Origin of the sequence: Novosphingobium sp. AAP1 (genome assembly GCF_001295765.1) — a bacterium.
GTDB classification, from domain to species: Bacteria; Pseudomonadota; Alphaproteobacteria; order Sphingomonadales; family Sphingomonadaceae; genus Novosphingobium; species Novosphingobium capsulatum.
The window spans coordinates 19902-38444 of the sequence record NZ_LJHO01000013.1 but is presented as its reverse complement, the minus strand read 5'-3'; the positions used below and the strand labels follow the sequence as shown (position 1 = coordinate 38444).

The window sequence follows — 18543 nt, the reverse complement described above, 5'->3', positions numbered from 1 at the left end:
CTTGAAGAAGGACCAGATCTTCGAATTCTTTCGCCGCCTGGCCGAGGCCAACCCCGCGCCCGAAACCGAGCTGGCCTATGGCAACACCTATCAGTTGCTGGTGGCGGTGACGATTTCGGCGCAGGCCACCGACGTGGGCGTCAACAAGGCGACGCGGCGCCTGTTCCAAGAGGTGAAGACGCCGGCGCAGATGGTTGCCCTGGGCGAGGAAGGCCTGAAGGAACGCATCAAGTCGATCGGCCTGTTCAACACCAAGGCCAAGAACGTGATCGCGCTGTCGGAAATCCTGGTGCGCGACCATGGCGGCGAGGTGCCGGCAGACCGCGATGCCTTGACCGCGCTGCCCGGCGTGGGGCGCAAGACGGCCAATGTCGTGCTCAATACCGCGTTCGGCATGGAAACCTTTGCGGTGGACACGCACATCTTCCGCGTTGGCAACCGCACCGGCCTTGCCAAGGGCAAGACCCCCGAAGCGGTGGAAGCCCAGTTGGACAAGAAGGTGCCGGGGCCGTTTCGCCTGGGCGCGCACCATTGGCTGATCCTGCATGGGCGCTATATCTGCAAGGCGCGCACGCCCGAATGCTGGCGCTGCCCGGTGGTGGACCTGTGCGGCTTCAAGCCCAAGGTGCTGGAACAGGGGGCCAAGCCGCCGGTTGCGAAGAAGAAAGTGGTTACGAAGAAAAAGGTCGCCAAGAAACAGGCGGTTGCCACAAAAACGGCGTGATCCACGCGCCATGCCAAGGAGAGAGTGCCATGGTTCGTTCGATCCCGGTTGCCGCCTTGCTGCCGGTTTTCGCCTTGCTTATGCCGCTGGCGGCCTGAACGCCCGGTGATGGGCCGCGCAGCGCTGGCGCCGATGGCCATTCGCCCAAGACCCCTGCCGCCACCCCGATCGGCCGGGCGGAAAGCTGCATTCCGCTCAGTCAGATCAGCGAAAGCCGGGTGCGCGACGACTGGACGATCGATTTCCGCGTCGGCAATCGCTGGTATCGCAACACGCTGCCCCAGCGCTGCTATGGCCTGGGGTTCCAGCAGACCTTCGGCTATGCCACCAGCCAGGCGCAACTGTGCAGCGTGGACGTGATCACCGTGTTGCAGACCGGGCCGGGCGGCGGCCCGCGCGGTTCCTGCGGGCTGGGCCAGTTTCAGCCGGTGACGCTGGCCAAATAACCTTTTTCGCCGTTACTGCCCCTGGTCGAGATGCAGGCCGCGCCGGCCGTGTTCCGGCGTATCGTGCGGTGGCACCGGGGCCGGGGCATCGGGATCGAGCGGCACCTGCAGCATGCCTTCCCAGCGGGTGATGACCGCGGTTGCCACGGCGTTGCCCACCACGTTGGTGGCGGTGCGGCCCATGTCGAGGAAAGTATCGACGCCCAGCAGCAGGGCTATGCCTTCGACCGGCAGGCCGAACTGGGTCAGCGTGGCGGCGATCACCACCAGGCTGGCGCGCGGCACGCCGGCGATGCCCTTGGACGTGACCATGAGGGTAAGGAGCATGGCGATCTGCTGCTGCCAGGATAGCGGGATGTTGTAGGCCTGCGCGATGAACATCGTGGCAAAGCTGGTGTACATCATCGAGCCATCGAGATTGAACGAATAGCCCAGCGGCAGCACGAAGCCCGAGATGCGGCGCGGCACGCCGAACCGATCGAGCTGTTCGAACAGGCGCGGCAGCGCGCTTTCCGAACTGGCCGTGGAAAAGGCCAGCAGCACCGGCTCGCGAATATAGCGCGCCAGCAGAAGCACGCGCTTGCCCAGGAAGATGCCGCCCAGGCCGAGCAGCAGGCCCCACAGCAGCAGCAGCGCGAAATAGAATTCCGACACGAACACGCCATAGGTGACGATGATGCCCAGGCCCTTGGTGGCGACCACCGCCGCCAGCGCGCCGAACACGGCCAGCGGCGCGGCCTTCATCACATAGTCGGTCATCGTCAGCATCAGGCTGGCCAGCGCCTCTGCCCCGCGCAGCAGCGGCGCGCCCTTTTCGCCGATGGCAGACAGCGCCAGGCCGGCAAACAGCGAGAACACCAGGATCTGCAGCACGTTGTTCTGCGCCATGGCATCGAGCAGGCTGGTCGGCACGATCTGCAGCACGAAATGGTGCACGGTGAAATCGGCGGTGGCGAGATCGCCGACCTTTGCCGAGGCGGCGAACTGCAGGCCGTGGCCGGGGCGGAACAGATTGACCAGCAAGAGGCCCAGGCTGATCGACACCAGGCTGGCAGTGATGAACCAGCCCAGCGCCCGCCCGCCGATGCGACCCAGCGCCGCACTGTCCCCCATGCCGGCGATGCCCGACACCAGCGTGGCCAGGATCAGCGGCGCAATGATCATCTTGATCAGGCGCAGGAACACATCAGGCAGCAGCTTGAGCGTTTCGGCGGCCGTCGCCAGCGTTGGGCTGTCGGCCGGCAGCGCGCGGTTGAGGGAATAGCCCGTGGCGATCCCCAGGATCATGGCGATGACGATGTAAAGCGTAAGGCGCCGGGCCAAGGGATGCTCCGCAAATTGTTTCAGGTGTGACGGTCTGGTGGCAGACCCTAGGCGGCGTGGACAGATTGCACAACGCCGCGGTGGGATGCGCGGGCGATCGGCGGGCCGGGCACGCCGGATGGCCTGCATTACGGTAATTTAACGAGACCGCTAGTGGCGCGGACAGGCGGCGTGGGCCAGAGGGCAGCATCGGCCTGTCTCTCGCCTGCAACGGTTGATAGACAAGCTGCCATCTTTGGACCGAAGAGAAGACCGCGCGCCATGAATTTCGAACACGCCGTGCCGCAGATGTCCCGTGCCAAGCAGATCAGGGTTCTGGCCCTGTCGGTTGCCGCCGTGGCCCTGGTGGCGACAGGAGCCACTGCCCTGCGTTCCTGGATGCACCAGCCCGAGCCGGTGGCGGCCCCGCTGCCGGCCGGCGAAGTGCAACTGACCGACAGCCAGGTGGCCAGCCTCAAGATCGAAACGGCCGGCGCGGACGATGGCTATGCCCGCACGGGCGCCAGCGGCCAGATCACGGTGGACGAAACGCGCTCGACCCCGGTGTTCCTGCCTTATTCGGGCCAGGTGCAGCAGGTCTTCGTGCAGAACGGCGATCGCGTGCAGGCTGGCAGCCCGCTGCTGTCGGTGCACACCACCGACATCGCCGATGCGCGCAACGCCCTGGCTGCCGCCCTGGCGCAGCGCACCAGCGCATCGGCGCAAGTGCGCGTGGCGACCGAAAACGCCCAGCGTGCCGAGGAAATCTATCGCACCGCCGGTGGCGCGCTGAAGGATCTGCAGCAGGCGCGCAGCGACCTGGTGGCCGCGCAATCGCAACTGGGCATTGCCAATGCCGCGGTGACCGCCGCCCAGGCCAAGCTGGGCGTGTTCGGCGCCGGCACGGGTGCTGGCAGCAATGCGGTGCTGCGCGCGCCGATCGGTGGCGTGGTGGTAACCCGCTCAATCGCGCAGGGGCAGTACGTGGCCGGTGGTGCCAATGCCGCCGGCAGCCAGCCGGCGTTCCTGATCGCCGATCTGTCGCGCGTGTGGCTGGTGGCGCAGGTGGCCGAAAGCGACGCATCGCGCGTGCACCTGGGTGACAAGGTGGTGGTGACCGCCACGGCATTCCCCGGCCGCACGTTTGACGCAACAATCGACAACGTCGGCGCACAGATCGATCCGGTGTCGCATCGCCTGCAAGTGCGCGCCACGATTCCCAATGCCGATGGCGCGTTGAAGCCGCAGATGTTTGCCAACTTCACTATTGAAACGCCCGAGAAGGAAGTTTCGACGGCCCCGGTGACCCCGCACCTGCTCAGCCTGCCGGCCGAGGCGGTGATCCACGAGGGCGACAGCGCCCGCGTGTGGGTGTGGCTGGGCCACGGCCGCGTCAAGGCGCGCGACGTGGTGACCGGCGAAAGCCACGATGGCCGCGTAACGATCATTTCCGGCCTCAACCCGGGTGAAAAGGTCGTGACCCAGGGCGCCATCTTCGTGAACGAAGCGGGGCTCGACTGATGGTCAAGCTGGTACGCTATGCGCTGGGCCAGCGCCTGACGATTGTCGCCTTCTTCGTGCTGATGCTCGTGGCGGGCGGCATCGCGTTCTACAATCTCAACATCGAAGCCTATCCCGACCCCGTGCCACCGATGGTGGAAATCGTGACCCAGTCTTCGGGCCTTTCGGCCGAGGAAATGGAACGCAACGTCACGATTCCGATCGAAGTGCAGATGTCAGGCCTGCCGCACATGACGGCGATCCGCGCGATCTCGCTGTTCGGCCTGTCGGACGTGAAGATCCAGTTCACCTATGATTTCAATTACGAACAAGCCCAGCAGCAGGTGATCAACCGCCTGGCGCAGCTGCCCCAGCTGCCGGGCGGCGCGGTGCCGACGATTTCGCCGACGAGCCCCGTGGGCGAAATCTATCGCTATCGCATCGCCGCGCCCAAGGGTTATTCGGTTGAAGACTTGAAGACGCTGCAGGACTGGGTGCTGCAACGCCGCTTCCGCGCCATTCCCGGCGTGGTCGACGTGACTGGCTGGGGCGGCAAGCTGCGCAGCTATGACGTGGTGGTCGACAACAACCGCCTCCAAGCCCACCACCTGACCGTGGCGCAGGTGATCGCCGCGCTGGGCAAGGCCAATGCCAACGTCGGCGGCCAGACCATCAACTTTGGCGCGCAGAGCGCGATCGTGCGCGGCATCGGCCTGATCCAGTCGGTCGATGCGCTGGAAACCACCCCGGTGGGCCGCGATGGCACCGCCCCGGTGCTGGTGCGCGACGTGGCGACGGTGAAGATCGGCAACATGCCGCGCAACGGCATCGCCGGCCTCAACGGCGATGACGACATCGTCCAGGGCATCGTGCTGATGCGCCGCGGCGCGCAGTCGATGCCGACGATCCAGGCGGTGGAAGCCGAAGTCCAGAAGATCAACAGCACGGGCGTGCTGCCGCCGGGCGTCCATCTCGAACGCATCTATGACCGGTCTGAACTGATCGGCGTGACGACGCGCACCGTGATGGAAAACCTGGTCGCGGGCGTCCTGCTGATCTTCTTCCTGCAGTGGGCGTTCCTCGGCAATCTGCGCAGCGCGCTGATCGTGGCGGCCACGATTCCCTTTGCCCTGGCCTTTGCCGTGCTGATCCTGACGGTGCAGGGGGAAAGCGCCAACCTGCTTTCGGTGGGGGCGCTGGACTTTGGCCTGGTGGTGGATGCCACCGTCATCATGGTGGAGAACATATTCCGCCACATGGCCGAGCGATCGCACCATGTGGAAACGCATGAGGGCGGGCGCTATACCTTTGCCAGCCGCATCGGCTCGGTCCTGGCGGCCAGCAACGAAGTAAGCCGCGGCATCTTCTTTGCCGCAGCGATCATCATCACCAGCTTCCTGCCGCTGTTCACGCTGACCGGCGTGGAAGGGCACATCTTTGGCCCGATGGCCAAGACTTATGCCTATGCCATCATCGGCGGGTTGATCGCCACGTTCACCGTGGCGCCGGTGCTTTCGGCGATGATGCTGCCCGACAAGCTGGACGAGGCCGAGACCTGGCTGGTGTCGCGCATTCGCCGGGTTTACGAACCGGCGGCGGCGTTCTGCTTCCGCAACCAGCTGCTGGCGATCGGTGCGGCCGCGATCATGGTGATCGGCGCCTTTGTCGGCGTGCGCTCGCTGGGGGTGGAGTTCCTGCCCCACCTCGAAGAAGGCAACATGTATATCCGCGCCACGCTGCCGGCGGCGATCTCGCTCGATGCGGGTGAGCCGGTGGCCCGCGCGATCCGCCGTGACATCATGCAATACCCCGAAGTGACCGCGGTGCTTTCCGCCCACGGCCGCCCGGACGACGGCACCGATGCCACCGGCTTCTTCAACGTGGAATACTTCGTGCCGCTCAAGCCGTTCGATGAATGGCCCAAGGGCATGGACAAGGAAAAGCTGGTCGCCGATCTCTCGGCCAAGCTGCAATCGCGCTATCCCGGCGTCGACTTCTCGTTCTCGCAGATCATCGAGGACAACGTGGAAGAGGCCGCATCGGGGGTGAAGGGCGCCAACTCGGTCAAGCTGTTCGGCCCCGACCTGGTGACGCTGGAGAAGATTGCCGGCCAGCTGCGTGACCAGATGGCCAAGGTGCGCGGTATTACCGACCTGGGGATCTTCCAGTCGCTGGGCCAGCCGACCGTGCGCATCGACGTGGATCGCGAAAAGGCCGCGCGCTATGGCCTGAGTGTGGACGACGTGAACCAGACGGTTCAGGCGGCCATCGGCGGCACGTCGCCGGGCGACCTCTACGAGCCGCATACCGATCGCCACTTCCCGATCATGGTGCGGCTGGAAGCGGACCAGCGCGACAGCTTGGAAGCGGTCAAGCGCATCACCGTGGGGGCGACCGCGCCCGATGGCACGGCAATCTCTGTGCCGCTGTCGGAACTGGCGGATATCCGCCTCACCACCGGCGCCAGCTTCATCTATCGCGAACACCAGGAACGCTACATCCCGATCAAGTTCTCGGTGCGTGATCGCGACCTGGGCAGCGCGGTGGAGGAAGCGCAGGCCCGCATTGCCAAGAATGTGGTGCTGCCTGCAGGCTATAGCCTGGAATGGGCGGGCGAGATGAGCAACCTCAAGAACGCGGTGGCGCGTCTGGAAATCGTCGTGCCGCTGAGCCTGCTGCTCATGCTCGGCCTGCTCTATGCCAACTTCCGCTCGCTGCGCGATACGCTGCTGGCCTTCTCGGTCATTCCGATGGCCGTGGTGGGCGGCGTGCTGGGGCTGATGCTCACCGGCACGGCGTTCTCGATCTCGGCAGCGATCGGTTTCGTGGCGCTGTTCGGGATCGCGGTGATGGATGGCATCCTGCTGGTGACCAGCTTCAACCAGGCGATGGACGAAGGCATGGCACGGCTTGATGCGTTGCGCCACGCCACCACCAATTCGCTGCGGCCCGTGCTGATGACCTGCCTGGTGGCGGCGATCGGCCTCGCGCCGGCGGCAGTGGCCACTGGCATCGGCAGCCAGGTGCAAAAGCCCTTGGCCCTGGTGGTCGTGGGCGGCATGACGCTGGCCCCGGTGCTGATCCTGCTGATCCTGCCCCTGCTCATCAACCGTTTCTCCAGCCGGGTCGCCGGGCCGCGCAAGCGCGCCGGGGCCGATACCGATGCTGGTGATACCGCAATGCCGCATGAAGGAGAGCCGGCATGATCCGTTTCCCGATGCGCCGTTCGCTGGGCACCCTGGCCAGTGGCATGCTGCTGGCCTCCACCATGCTGGCTACGGCCGGCGCCGCCAAGGCGCCGCCGGTGGTCAATACCGTAGCCGTGCCGATGCCGCCCACCCCGGCGGGCAGCGCGCCGCCCGATCTGCTCAACCAGCCGATCACCGGCGATGGGCAATCGCAGGTGGTTCACCCCGGCACGGCAGTGGCCAAGGATTGGTGGCAGGCGTTCCGCAGCCCGGCCGTCAACACCCTGGTCGATCGCGCGCTGACGGCCAATGCCGATCTGGCTGCTGCCCAAGCCCGCGTGGCCCAGGCGCAGTCGCTGATCGGCGTGGCGCGCGGCGCGCTGTTGCCGCAGCTTGATGCGGGGCTGACCAGCGAGCGGCAGCGCCTGTCGCGCAGCCTCTCCACCCCGATCGCCGATCCCAATCCGCAGGTCTTCTCGCTGCATACCGCGCAGGTCAGCGTCAGCTATTCCCCCGACCTGTTCGGCGGCGGCGCGGCGCGGGTGCGATCGGCCAAGGCGGCTGCCGCCGTGGCCCAGGCCCAGGCCGATGCCATGCGCTCGATGGTGGCGGCCAACGTGGTGCTGGCAGTGATCCAGAACGCCGCGCTCGATGCCGAGATCGCCGCCAACAGCGATGCGATCGCCAGCGGTCGCCAGGTCTTGGACCTGCTGCGCCAGCGCGAAAAGCTGGGCGCGGTGGGCCATGCCGACGTGGCGGCACAGGAAGCCGCGCTGGCCGCGGTGGAAGGCACGCTGCCGCCGCTGGTGCGCGCCAGTGCCGCCAACCAGGCCGCGTTGCTGATCCTGATCGGCAAGGCGCCGGGCATGCCGGTGTTCGACAACGGCGCGGCCATGCCGGCGCTGGAAGACCTGACGCTGCCGGCAGACCTGCCAATGGCCTTGCCGGCCGAGTTGCTCAAGACCCGGCCCGACGTGGCGGCGGCAGCGGCCACGCTGGAAGGCGCGGCGGCCGACGTGAAGGTGGCCATGGCTGCGCGCCTGCCGCAGCTCACGCTGTCGGCTACGGCGGGCGGCACGGCGGAAGACTTCGGCCGGATGTTTGCCGATGGCAATCCGTTCTGGCAGTTGCTGGGCGCCCTGGCCGCGCCGATCTTCCATGGTGGCTCGCTCAAGCGGCAGCAGCAGGCGGCCGAGCATGCCCTGGATGCGGCCAAGGCCGGTTATCGCGGCACGGCGCTGCAGGCCTTTGCGGATGTCAGCAATGCGCTGACCGCGCTGTCGGCCGACGCCACCGCGCTGTCGATCGCGCAGCGTGGCGATTCGGCGGCTTCGGCCAGCCTGGGCTTCGTCAAGCGGCAGTTGCAGCTGGGCGGGGTGGGCACGCTGCAGGTGCTCAACGCCAGCGCCGTGGCGCAGACCGCGCGGGCGCAATACGTGGCAGCCAAGGCAGCGCGCCTGTCAGACACCGTTGGCCTGTTCGTGGCGCTGGGTGGCGGCCTGCAGACGCCGCAAGGCGCAGCGGCAACCGGGCACTGAAACGGTAAAAGCCCGCGTCGGTGATCCGACGCGGGCTTTCCCCTGTTGCCCTTGGGCGAACGACGTTACGCGATCAGAACGAGGCCATCAGCGAGACCACGCCAACCGTCTTGCCGGCGCGATACATCTGCTCGCCCGAAACCCCGGCGAAGGGATTGTTGGCGGCATCCTGGCGGCTGACGTTGGTGCCGACGACCGAGAAATCGAGCGTCAGATTCTTCCACGCGGTGCTGACACCGGCGGTGTAGTCGATGTATTCCTTGGTATAGTTGAACGAACCGCCGGTGTGGCCCAGGTGGGTGTGGATCGTGAACGGCGTGTTCGGAATGGCGCCCGACAGTTCACCATAGACATAGGTGTCGGTGCGCGTGGCATAGACATCCAGGTTCTTCTGGTGCGGGGCGAAATTGATACCGGCCTTGGCGTTGATCGGGCCGAGCGCCTTGGACAGCGAGCCATAGACTTCATAGAAGTTGAGGCCCGGCGCACCCGGATAGATGTAGCCATAGAGGCCCACGTCGACGGTCACGCCGCTGTTGCTGAGGCCGTGGGTGAAACCACCATAGACGTCGATTTCGGTGCCGCCGATGTTGACCGCCGGGCTGGGCGAAGCGCTCGAACCCCAGGTCGACACGTAGAAGCCCGAGCTGTGCGACAGGGTCAGCGTGCCCTGGACGGCCGGCAGGTTGTTGGACTGCGAGATGCCGCGGAACCGGTACTGGCTGATGACGCCGGCGGCGCCAGTCACCTTGAAATCGCTCGGGGGCGCGGTCTCGTCGGCCATGGCAGGCACGGCATAGCCGGCAAGCACGGCAAGGCTGAACGCCGTGGCGACCTTGGCCACGCGCGACTTGATGGACGTACGCATGAAATACCTCTTTAATTTTGTCTTTGACGCGTCGCCCCGCCTGCACAAATCGCCCCGGCCTCTTTCTTGCGCGGGCTGGTTGACGACTTGCACTTATCTGGATGCCGCCGCCTGCTGCGTTGCACAAGACCATTCCGCCGACCGTGGCATTCTCGTTCTGGAATGTGTCTTTTGTGCATCATAGTGTTTCTGGCGCTTGTCTCGGCCGTGGCAGCGCCCATATAGTTTGGCGAATGATCGTTACGGCCGGTGCATGCTGAAGTTGCTAAAGTCACTCGTTTCCGGGGCGCGGGCAGAACCGCCTGCGCCGCCCACGCTGGTTCCTTCGGGCCAACGCGTCTATGCGGTGGGTGACATTCACGGCCGGCTCGACCTGTTCGAGCAGATGATCGGCCTCATTGAAGCCGACGATGCGGCACGCAGCGGGCAAGGCGTGGTGAAAACCACGGTTATCCTGCTGGGCGACCTGATCGATCGTGGGCCCGATAGCGCGGGCGTGATCGACCGGGCCAGAAGCTGGGCGCAGCGCCGCCGCGTGCGCATCCTGGCCGGCAATCACGAGGAAATGTTCCTGGGCGCGTTCGAGCGCGATGAAACCCTGCGCCATTTCCTGCGCCATGGTGGCCGGGAAACGCTGTTGAGCTATCCGATTGATCCCGAAGACTATGCGCGGATGACGCTGGAAGAACTGCGTGCCGCGATGCCCGATTTCGTGCCGCAGGCCGACATCGCATTCCTGCGCGGGTTGGAAGACCAGATTCGCATCGGAGACTATGTCTTCGTGCATGCCGGGATTCGCCCCGGCGTGGCGCTGGACGAACAAGTGCCCGGCGACATGCGCTGGATTCGCGGGGAGTTCATCGCCGACCGCACCCCGCGCGATTTCGCCGTGGTGCATGGCCATACCATCGTCGACGAGCCGGAGCTTTCGCCGCTGCGTGTCGGCATTGATACCGGCGCCTATGCCTCGGGTCGGTTGACTGCCGTCGGGCTGGAAGGCGCGGAGCGCTGGCTGCTGGTGGCGCAGGACGAATCGGCAGAGGCTGCGGCCTGACGGGCGCGGCCGCCGGACCGTAACGCCAGGCGGATTTCACCGCAAACTGCGGCTGGTCTTGGCACAAGCGTTTGCTTTGGTGCCAAATGTTTCGCACTTGCGCAAATTCTTTGCTGTTGTTGCGAAGCCGCCACAATCTGCACCATCATTGCGCCTGACTGCTTTCACTTGAAATGATTGGCAAGACTGCGCGCTTGATCCTGAAGCATTTTGTCGCGAACGCCAAAATCAAGTAAAAATTGCAGAAATTTTGTCATTTTCGTGTCACAAGAAACCGGTCAGGGAGGCCTGCCGGCGCGTGGAAGATTTGTGCCGGCGCCCTGCCATGCGTCGGGTCGTCTGATGGCAGCGGGGACGGATCATCTTTCTGTCGTTGCATCGCGGCGACTGATTACACGCAACGGGGACACCAATGCACCGCTCGCACTTTACTGCCGGCTCCATGCTGGCGCTGGGCATGGCTCTGGCCAGCACGCCCGCCTTTGCCCAGTCCACCGGCTCGGTCGATTTCGAACAGCAGGCCATCGTGGTCAGCGGCCATGCCGCCAAGTCGGTGAACGGCGTTCAGCTGCCCGACACGCCCAAGGCCAAGCAGGTTCTCGACCAGACGATCATCGCCCACCAGACGCCGGGCCAGACGATCAACGACATCATCAACCTGGTGCCGGGCGTCAGCTTCCAGAACAACGATCCGTTCGGTTCGGCCGGCGGCAAGCTGTTCATCCGCGGCTTTGACAACACCCGCATTTCGCAGACGTTCGACGGCATGCCGCTGAACGACACCGGCAACTATGCCCTCTATTCAAACCAGCAGCTTGACCCCGAAATCATCGAGCAGGTCAACGTCAACCTCGGCACCACCGACGTCGACTCGCCCACGGCCGCCGCTTCGGGTTCGACCGTCAACTATCGCTCGCGCATGCCGACCGAAGACTTCCACGCGCGCATGCTGGGTTCGGTGGGCGATTTCAACTTCATGCGCATCTATGGCGAAGTTGACACCGGCAACCTGACGGCCTCGGGCCTGCGTGGCTGGATCACGGCGTCGAGCGCGACCAACAACGCCGTGTTCGGCGGTATCGGCAAGATCGACAAGAAGCAGTTCAACGCCAAGCTCTATCAGCCGCTGGGCAGCAACGGCGACTTCATCTCGATCGCCGGCCACTACAACAAGAACCGCAACAACTTCTTCGGCTCGGTGCCGATGTGGACCGAAAACTACGGTTCGCGCGTTGTGGGTGGTTCGTCGGCCAACCGCTATCCGCTCAACGGTGACGAGCGCTTCTATCAGGAAGCCCGCTGCACCACCGCGGCGGCCAACGCCGGCGTTGCCGATGTGGCCAACTCGTGCGGTTCTGACTACGAATACCGCTACAACCCGTCGGACACGGCCAACGTGCGCATCAACACGCGCTTCACCCTGGCCGATGGCCTGGTGCTGACGGTCGATCCGTCGATCCAGTGGACCAGCGCCAACGGTGGCGGCACCGTCGTGGCGACCGAAGCGGCAGCACCCAACGGCACGCTCGGCTTCAATGGCAGCAACTACTACTTCGGCCGTGATCTCAACGGCGACGGCGATCTGCGCGACACCGTGCGCCTGCTGGCGCCGAGCCAGACCAAGACCGCGCGTCTCGGCCTGCTTGCCTCGCTGCGGTACGACATCAACCCGAACAACACGATCCGCGTGGCCTATTCGTATGACCGTGGCCGTCACAAGCAGACCGGTGAACTGGGCAACCTTTACACCAACGGCTTCGGGGTGGATTACTTCCCGTCGGAAAACGCGCTGACGGACGCCAAGGGCAACATCGTCCAGAAGCGCAACCGCCTGTCCTATGCGATCCTGCATCAGGTTTCGGCGGAATACCGCGGCACGTTCGATGCGCTGTCGGTCAACGTCGGCCTGCGCATGCCGTTCATGAAGCGCAACCTGAACAACAAGTGCTTCACCACTGGCGCCAGCGGCGGCGTGGCGTGCTATGCCACCTCGGGCGATCTGGCGACCAATGCTGCCGCCAATCCCTATGTCGTGACCGCGGCCGGCCTGCCGACCAGCGGCTGGGCGGCACCGCAGCAGCGCGTGTTCACCTACAGCAAGCCGCTGCCCACCGTGGGCTTCACGCTCAAGGTGGCGCCGTCGGCCAGCATCTTTGCCAACTATTCGAAGGGTCTGCAGGTGCCGGGTACGGACAACCTGTACAACTCGTTCTACTTCCCGCTGAGCAATGCTGCGGCCAAGCCCGATCCGGAAACGACCGACAACTTCGACGCCGGTGTGCGCTTCCGTTCCGGCCCGCTGCTGGCGCAGGTTTCGGCCTGGTACACCATCTACCAGAACCGTCTCGCCTCGGCGTTTGACCGCGATCTCCAGGTTTCGATCTATCGCAACCTCGGTCGCGTGGACAAGTATGGCTTCGACGGCTCGCTGGCCTATGCGCCGACCAAGGATCTCTCGTTCTACGTGTTCGGTTCGTACCTGCACTCGAAGATCCGCGACAACGTCGATGCCGGGACCTGCTCTGCGGCCAACGTGACGCTGGGCATGTATGGCTGCACCGCAGCCGGCACCCAGGCGTTCTACCAGACGGCTGGCAAGCGTGAATCCGGCGCCCCGGTCTACACCTTCGGTGGCCGTGTCGACGGTACGGTCGGCCCGCTCTCGCTGGGCGTGCAGGCCAAGCGTACCGGTCCGCGTTATGTGAACGACCAGAACCTGCCGTTCTATGTGAACAGCGGCGGCAAGCTGGAAATCTTCCCGGCCAAGACGCGCCCGTACACCGTCGTCGATCTCGACGCGAAGCTGGCCCTGTCGAAGGTTGCGGAAATGTTCAACGAACGCACGTTCCTGCAGCTCAACGTCACCAACGTGTTCGACGTGAACTATGTCGGCGGCTTTGACGGCACGCTGCTCAGCCAGGCCACCAACGGCAACCCGATCACCTATGCGCAGCTCAGCCCGCCGCGCACGCTGATCGCGACGCTCAGCTTCGGCTTCTGATCCCTTCGGACAGAGCTGGCTAAAAAGCCCGCCGTCATCCCTTCGGATGGCGGCGGGTTTTTCATTGCGGTCCGCCGCAGCGCCGGGATGCGCGCATGATGCGACCAGTCGTGCTGCACTGCACTATCCAGGACTGGGCCAACTGCGGCATTCTAGGCTCGGCTTAATGCGGCCGGGAACGAACGCCCGCTTTTCGGTGTTGTGCTTTGCAGCATTGTTGTTCCGGTTGAATGCGTGATCCTGCGGCAAGAAGGGGGCAAGCCCTGCCTGCCAAAGATGTGATATCCGGCGGCTCGGCTTACACGCTGGAGGGGCCGTCTCCCGCCACCGGGAGGCGGCCTTTCCGCTATTATTGGTAGACGCAGGTATCGTACTGGCCGCGCACCACCGAAGACCGCGCGGCGATGGCATTGCCATGGCGGCGCACAAAGCCACTCGCGCCGGTTACTTCACGCACCTTGGGCTGGGGAAAGGCCGCAGCGATTCGTGCGGCCTCGATCCGTGACAGGTGCAGCGCGCCCTTGTTGTAATAGCGCTGGGCGCCGGCCTCCACGCCATAGGTGCCGATGCCGGTTTCCGCGACGTTGAGATAGACCTCCATGATCCGCCGCTTGCCCCAGATCTGCTCGATCAGCACGGTGAACCAAGCTTCCAGGGCTTTGCGGAAATAGCCACCGCCCTGCCACAGGAACACGTTCTTGGCTGTCTGCTGGCTGATGGTGGAGCCGCCGCGAATCCGGCCGCCCTGCTGGTTGCGTTCGAATGCCTGGAGCATGGCAGCCTGATCGAATCCGTGATGAGTGCAGAACCGCGAATCCTCGCCTGCGATCGCTGCGTCCACCATCGTGCGGTCGATTCGCGTCAGTGGCGTCCAGTCCTTGGATATGCTGTTGCCGTCCATCAACATCGTGGCGGTGATCGGCACCGGCACCCACTTGTAGATCAGCACCCACAGCACGCTGCCTACCAGGAACACGACGATGGCGCGGCCCAGCCACCAGCCGAGCCGCCAGGCCATGGAGCGTTCCTGGGACGGGCGGGAGGGCATGAGGTGCTTGAACATGCCCGCCTTATGCCGCGCTGCGGAATGGCAATCAATCCGGCGACGCCACGGGATGCTTCCACCGCGCGCATGGCGGCGCAAACTTTCGGGCAGGGAGTTGCCATCAGTAGGGCCAGCCCCCACTTTGCACGCGACATAAAAAGGATAGTCTTCATGAAAACCGGCGGCAACACCATCCTCGTCACCGGCGGGGGCAGCGGCATCGGGCGCGCACTCGCCCAGGCCTGGCATGCGGCGGGCAACACCGTCATCGTCACCGGCCGCACGCTGGCCACCCTGGAAGAAACCGTGGCCGGGCGCGACGGGCTTCACGCCATGGCGCTCGACGTGACCGACGCCGCTGCGGTCGCCAGCTTTGCCGCCGAAGTGACGGCGCGCTTTCCCGCGCTCAATGTTCTGGTCAACAATGCCGGGATCATGCGGTTCGAGGATCTGCGCGGCACGCGCGATCTGGCCGATGCCGAGGCCACGGTGGTGACTAATCTGCTTGCCCCGATCCGCCTGACCGATGCCCTGGTCAACCACCTGGCGCAGCAGCCCGATGCGGTAATCGTCAACGTCACCTCGGGCCTGGCATTCGTGCCGCTGGCGGCAGCCCCGACCTACAGCGCGACCAAGGCGGCGATGCATTCCTATACCCAGTCGCTGCGCGCGCAACTGACCGGCCAGGTGGACGTCATCGAGCTGGCCCCGCCCGCCGTGCAGACCGGACTGACCCCGGGGCAGGAAACCCGCGAAGGCTATCTGCCGCTGGAAACCTATATCGCCCAGGTCATGGACCTGTTTTCGCAAGTGCCGACGCCGGCCGAAATCTGCGTGCCCAATACGCTGGCATTTCGCCATGCCGAGCGCGACGGCACGTTCGACACGATCTTTCACAACCTCAACGGGCATTGAGCCCGCGTGGCATATGCCACCCATTCATCGCATTGAACGGAGCAACCAGACGATGACCAAGTTTTTGCACACCATGATCCGGGTGGCCGATCCTGATGCGACGATTGCGTTCTTCAATTTGCTCGGCGTGCAGGAAACGCGCCGCTTTTCCAGCGAGCAGGGCCGTTTCACGCTGATCTACCTGGCAGCGCCCGGCCAGGATTATGAAGTGGAACTGACCTACAACTGGCCGGCCGAGGATGGCAGCGCCGAAACCTATGCGGGCGGGCGCAACTTTGGCCATCTCGCGTTTCAGGTGGAAGATATCTACGCCACGTGTCAGACGCTGGCCGATGCCGGGATCACCATCAACCGCCCGCCGCGCGATGGGCACATGGCCTTTGTGAAGACGCCCGATGGCATCTCGGTGGAATTGCTCCAGAACGGCCGCCTCGATCCGGCTGAACCGTGGGTCAGCATGCCCAATACCGGCACCTGGTAAATCCAGGACATGTCACCGCCCGCCCGCAGGTATGACCACGGTGGGCGCGCTGACATCCTATGATCAGTCGGGCAGCGACAGGGCATAGGATGTCAGCTCAGTGCAGGCCTGCACATCGTCGGGGGATACTACGACACCAGCGGCGGCCAGGCTTTGGCGAATGCCGGCAGGGCCGGCGGCGGTGCCGCTTGGACCTTAATCGGACGCTGGCCCCACGCGGTGATCGAGCGGGAGCGTGCGCCGCTTCAAATTCTAGATCATGGTGCGTCGCTTGGTTACTGGCGAGTTTGTGACAGTGTTCCGCATCGCGCGCCAAGTCGGCGTGCGCCTTTGCCGCGCGATAGCTGCCCAGCTCCCGCTGAACGCAAGCGGCGACTACCGCAAGGTTGTGGATGGCCAGTGCCGTTGTAAATCAATGAAAAAAGGGCATGGGAGATCTGGTCGCCGGCCCGCACCGGCCCGGATGGTCGCTTGCTGGCCGCAGGGCTGGCCGTCGCCTCTCACCGCGCCGGTCTTTAGGCCATGGTCACGAATATCTCGGCCACGATGACCCAGCCTGCATCGCTTTGCCGCCACTTGGCGCAATAGCGTCCGCTGGCGTAAACCGCGCCGCTATCGGCGTGGCGGCCCTGCCACTCTCCCTGTTCCAGGGCGATTGGCTCCACCGCCGATGCCTCGATCGTCGCCGGCGTGCGCAGATAGATGCTGCGCGGGCTGGCGGCGAACTCGCGCTTCCACGCCTGGAGTTGTGCTTTGCGCCCGGCCAGCACGGCGCTGTCGCTGCCTGTCACCAGCACGACGTCGGGCGCCAGCAAGGGTCCGATCGCGGCCAGGTCGGCGTCGGCCAGGGCCTGGTTGAATGCGGCGCGGCGCAGGCGGATGGCAAGATCGGCAGGGTGGCTCATGCCACGCTATCACCACGCCGGCGTCGCCGGGGCAACCACTCGTCGCGTTTAACCATGTTTCTGCGGGTTTTCCTGAAGGCCGCTTTAGGCCGGGGGGAAGGTCGCGCACGCAATCTGCGGCACATGATCCGCCATGTCCCTCCCGAACACGTCAAGCTTGGCATGTTCATTTGCGGATTCGGCGGATCATGGTTCGATCATCCGTTCTGGCGCACGCGTTTCGTCATCTCGACTGCTGACGACCTTGCCAAGGTCCATGGCTGTGCCGCCCCCTTCGTGATCATCGACGAGGCGCGCGGCGGCCGATACGAGGCAGAACCGGCGGCGCCTGCGCCGCCCGCATGCGCGGCTGGTCCAATGCCGGGCGAACCGCGTGGGCCGGTCCGCCGTTGCCGGCGTGCCGCGCCCCCACCGCCCGATCGCGCCGATGCGCTGATGCACAGCATCTCGCGCCAGCGCCGTCGCCAGGTCCAGAAAATGGTGGGTCAGGCCCGACAGACGATGCGCGGCCTGTTCGACGATGCCCGCATGGGCCGCGCGGTGCGTGTTGCTGATACCCATCAACTGGTAGAAGATATTGCCGAGGCCGTTGCCAGCAGCCCGCGCACGGTGATCGATGTCGTCCGTCTCAAGAGCAAGGACGAATACACCTTCGCCCATTCGGTGGCGGTGTGCACCCTGATGATCAACGCCGCCACGTTCCTTGGCCTAAGCGCCGAGGAAACCCGCGACTATGGCCAGGCTGGCCTGCTCCACGATCTGGGCAAGATCGGTATCCCGCAAGACGTGCTGAACAAGCCTGCCAGCCTCACGCAGGAAGAATTCGCCCTCGTCCGCGATCATCCCGAACATGGCTTTCGCCTGCTTGCGGCATCAGGCGATGTCTGCCCCACCGCGCTCGATGTCTGCCGGCACCACCACGAACGGCAGGATGGCAAGGGCTATCCCGCCGGCCTGCATGCGGGCGAGATCAGCCGCGCCGCGGCCCTTGGCGCGATCTGCGATTGCTACGACGCGCTCACGTCCGACCGTATCTACAAGCAGGCGTGGACGCCGGTAGAGGCGCTCGCGGCGATGTGGGGATGGGAAGGGCATTTCGATCGCGATCTGCTGTTTGCCTTCATGCAAAGCATCGGGGTGTTTCCGCCCGGCATGGTGGTGCGTTTGCGCAGCAACCGCCTGGCCTTGGTCCAGCCTGGGCGCCGCACGGACACGGGGCCCCATGTGACGGCGTTCTTCTGCACGCGCGAACGCGAACCGCTTACGCCGCAGGACATGCTGCTCGATGATGCCAATCCGCTCGACAGTATTGTGGGCCATGCCTGCGGTCATGAATGGGGCGTGCCCGATTGGAATCGGGTGCGGCGCCGGCTGTGGCGCGGCGCGGCCGATCCCCCGCAGCTGTGAGCATGACTGCCGGCATAAGAAAACTTTATGCACCATATCGGTCTCAGTGATGAAAGCCGGAAAATACCATTATGTTTTAAAAGGATATTTTTCAGCATTACAAAATTGCGATTTGCACGGTAAAATTGATTCCAAGCCGGCTTGCCGTATTCTGTGGGCACATAACGCC

At 64.9% G+C, this 18543-nt stretch carries 14 protein-coding genes; 10 read left to right on the top strand and 4 right to left on the bottom strand.

All coding sequences use genetic code 11. From position 1 onward, the window contains the following. The first annotated feature begins 1 nt into the window (after window position 1). Window positions 2-724 carry an endonuclease III gene (gene nth, locus IP65_RS17485; protein WP_054132464.1) on the top strand — a complete coding sequence of 241 codons (723 nt, stop codon included), beginning with the start codon at window positions 2-4 and terminating at the stop codon, window positions 722-724. Window positions 725-942: 218 nt separating this feature from the next. After that, window positions 943-1170 carry a hypothetical protein gene (locus IP65_RS21455; RefSeq protein WP_156306689.1) on the top strand — a complete coding sequence of 76 codons (228 nt, stop codon included), beginning with the start codon at window positions 943-945 and terminating at the stop codon, window positions 1168-1170. Between the two features lie 12 nt (window positions 1171-1182). Here IP65_RS21455 and IP65_RS17475 read toward each other — a convergent pair whose 3' ends face one another. Beyond that, window positions 1183-2493 (bottom strand): dicarboxylate/amino acid:cation symporter, encoded by a 1311-nt coding sequence (locus tag IP65_RS17475; protein WP_054132463.1) that lies wholly within the window; start codon window positions 2491-2493, stop codon window positions 1183-1185. Between the two features lie 261 nt (window positions 2494-2754). Here IP65_RS17475 and IP65_RS17470 point away from each other — a divergent pair, with 261 nt between their 5' ends. Genes IP65_RS17470 through IP65_RS17460 form a run of 3 tightly spaced genes read left to right on the top strand, consistent with a single transcriptional unit; the run spans window position 2755 to window position 8698 of the window. After that, window positions 2755-3993, top strand: coding sequence for an efflux RND transporter periplasmic adaptor subunit (locus IP65_RS17470; protein WP_022676083.1), 1239 nt, complete (start codon window positions 2755-2757; stop codon window positions 3991-3993). Next, window positions 3993-7178 carry an efflux RND transporter permease subunit gene (locus IP65_RS17465; protein ID WP_054132462.1) on the top strand — a complete coding sequence of 1062 codons (3186 nt, stop codon included), beginning with the start codon at window positions 3993-3995 and terminating at the stop codon, window positions 7176-7178. The genes IP65_RS17470 and IP65_RS17465 overlap by 1 nt, the downstream gene beginning before the upstream one ends. Then, window positions 7175-8698 carry an efflux transporter outer membrane subunit gene (locus IP65_RS17460; protein ID WP_231627768.1) on the top strand — a complete coding sequence of 508 codons (1524 nt, stop codon included), beginning with the start codon at window positions 7175-7177 and terminating at the stop codon, window positions 8696-8698. Before IP65_RS17465 ends, IP65_RS17460 begins: the two co-directional genes overlap by 4 nt. Window positions 8699-8771: 73 nt before the next feature. Here the strand turns inward: IP65_RS17460 and IP65_RS17455 are convergent, their stop codons facing one another. Beyond that, complete coding sequence (locus IP65_RS17455) at window positions 8772-9566, bottom strand: TorF family putative porin (RefSeq protein ID WP_054132461.1); 795 nt, start codon at window positions 9564-9566, stop codon at window positions 8772-8774. Between the two features lie 253 nt (window positions 9567-9819). Between IP65_RS17455 and IP65_RS17450 the strand changes: the two genes are divergently transcribed. Further along, entirely contained in the window at window positions 9820-10620 is an 801-nt protein-coding gene (locus IP65_RS17450) for a metallophosphoesterase family protein (RefSeq protein WP_054132460.1), read from the top strand. A 412-nt stretch (window positions 10621-11032) separates the two neighbouring features. After that, window positions 11033-13621: a TonB-dependent receptor gene (locus tag IP65_RS17445; protein ID WP_054132459.1), complete on the top strand. Its 2589-nt coding sequence runs from the start codon at window positions 11033-11035 to the stop codon at window positions 13619-13621. Between the two features lie 349 nt (window positions 13622-13970). Here IP65_RS17445 and mtgA read toward each other — a convergent pair whose 3' ends face one another. After that, on the bottom strand, window positions 13971-14684 hold the full coding sequence (gene mtgA, locus IP65_RS17440; RefSeq protein ID WP_054132458.1) for a monofunctional biosynthetic peptidoglycan transglycosylase: 714 nt from the start codon (window positions 14682-14684) through the stop codon (window positions 13971-13973). A gap of 153 nt (window positions 14685-14837) precedes the next feature. Between mtgA and IP65_RS17435 the strand changes: the two genes are divergently transcribed. Together IP65_RS17435 and IP65_RS17430 are read left to right on the top strand one after the other, a co-directional pair. After that, window positions 14838-15581, top strand: a complete 744-nt coding sequence (locus tag IP65_RS17435; RefSeq protein ID WP_054132457.1) for an SDR family oxidoreductase — start codon at window positions 14838-14840, stop codon at window positions 15579-15581. 52 nt (window positions 15582-15633) lie between these two features. Then, complete coding sequence (locus tag IP65_RS17430; protein ID WP_054132491.1) at window positions 15634-16062, top strand: VOC family protein; 429 nt, start codon at window positions 15634-15636, stop codon at window positions 16060-16062. Between the two features lie 515 nt (window positions 16063-16577). Here IP65_RS17430 and IP65_RS17425 read toward each other — a convergent pair. Beyond that, a complete protein-coding gene (locus IP65_RS17425; protein WP_054132456.1) occupies window positions 16578-16967 on the bottom strand; it encodes a DUF4440 domain-containing protein in 390 nt (129 codons plus the stop codon). Between the two features lie 123 nt (window positions 16968-17090). Here IP65_RS17425 and IP65_RS17420 point away from each other — a divergent pair, with 123 nt between their 5' ends. Beyond that, window positions 17091-18374, top strand: a complete 1284-nt coding sequence (locus IP65_RS17420) for an HD-GYP domain-containing protein (RefSeq protein ID WP_168353043.1) — start codon at window positions 17091-17093, stop codon at window positions 18372-18374. Window positions 18375-18543: the final 169 nt, after the last annotated feature.

Excerpts from the sequence above, each read along its gene's own strand:
- IP65_RS17470 (WP_022676083.1), top strand. The coding sequence starts at position 2,755 with ATGAATTTCGAACACGCCGTGCCGCAGATGTCCCGTGCCAAGCAGATC.
- IP65_RS17465 (WP_054132462.1), top strand. The coding sequence starts at position 3,993 with ATGGTCAAGCTGGTACGCTATGCGCTGGGCCAGCGCCTGACGATTGTC.
- IP65_RS17460 (WP_231627768.1), top strand. The coding sequence starts at position 7,175 with ATGATCCGTTTCCCGATGCGCCGTTCGCTGGGCACCCTGGCCAGTGGC.
- IP65_RS17455 (WP_054132461.1), bottom strand. The coding sequence starts at position 9,566 with ATGCGTACGTCCATCAAGTCGCGCGTGGCCAAGGTCGCCACGGCGTTC.
- IP65_RS17450 (WP_054132460.1), top strand. The coding sequence starts at position 9,820 with ATGCTGAAGTTGCTAAAGTCACTCGTTTCCGGGGCGCGGGCAGAACCG.
- IP65_RS17445 (WP_054132459.1), top strand. The coding sequence starts at position 11,033 with ATGCACCGCTCGCACTTTACTGCCGGCTCCATGCTGGCGCTGGGCATG.
- mtgA (WP_054132458.1), bottom strand. The coding sequence starts at position 14,684 with ATGTTCAAGCACCTCATGCCCTCCCGCCCGTCCCAGGAACGCTCCATG.
- IP65_RS17435 (WP_054132457.1), top strand. The coding sequence starts at position 14,838 with ATGAAAACCGGCGGCAACACCATCCTCGTCACCGGCGGGGGCAGCGGC.
- IP65_RS17430 (WP_054132491.1), top strand. The coding sequence starts at position 15,634 with ATGACCAAGTTTTTGCACACCATGATCCGGGTGGCCGATCCTGATGCG.
- IP65_RS17425 (WP_054132456.1), bottom strand. The coding sequence starts at position 16,967 with ATGAGCCACCCTGCCGATCTTGCCATCCGCCTGCGCCGCGCCGCATTC.
- IP65_RS17420 (WP_168353043.1), top strand. The coding sequence starts at position 17,091 with ATGATCCGCCATGTCCCTCCCGAACACGTCAAGCTTGGCATGTTCATT.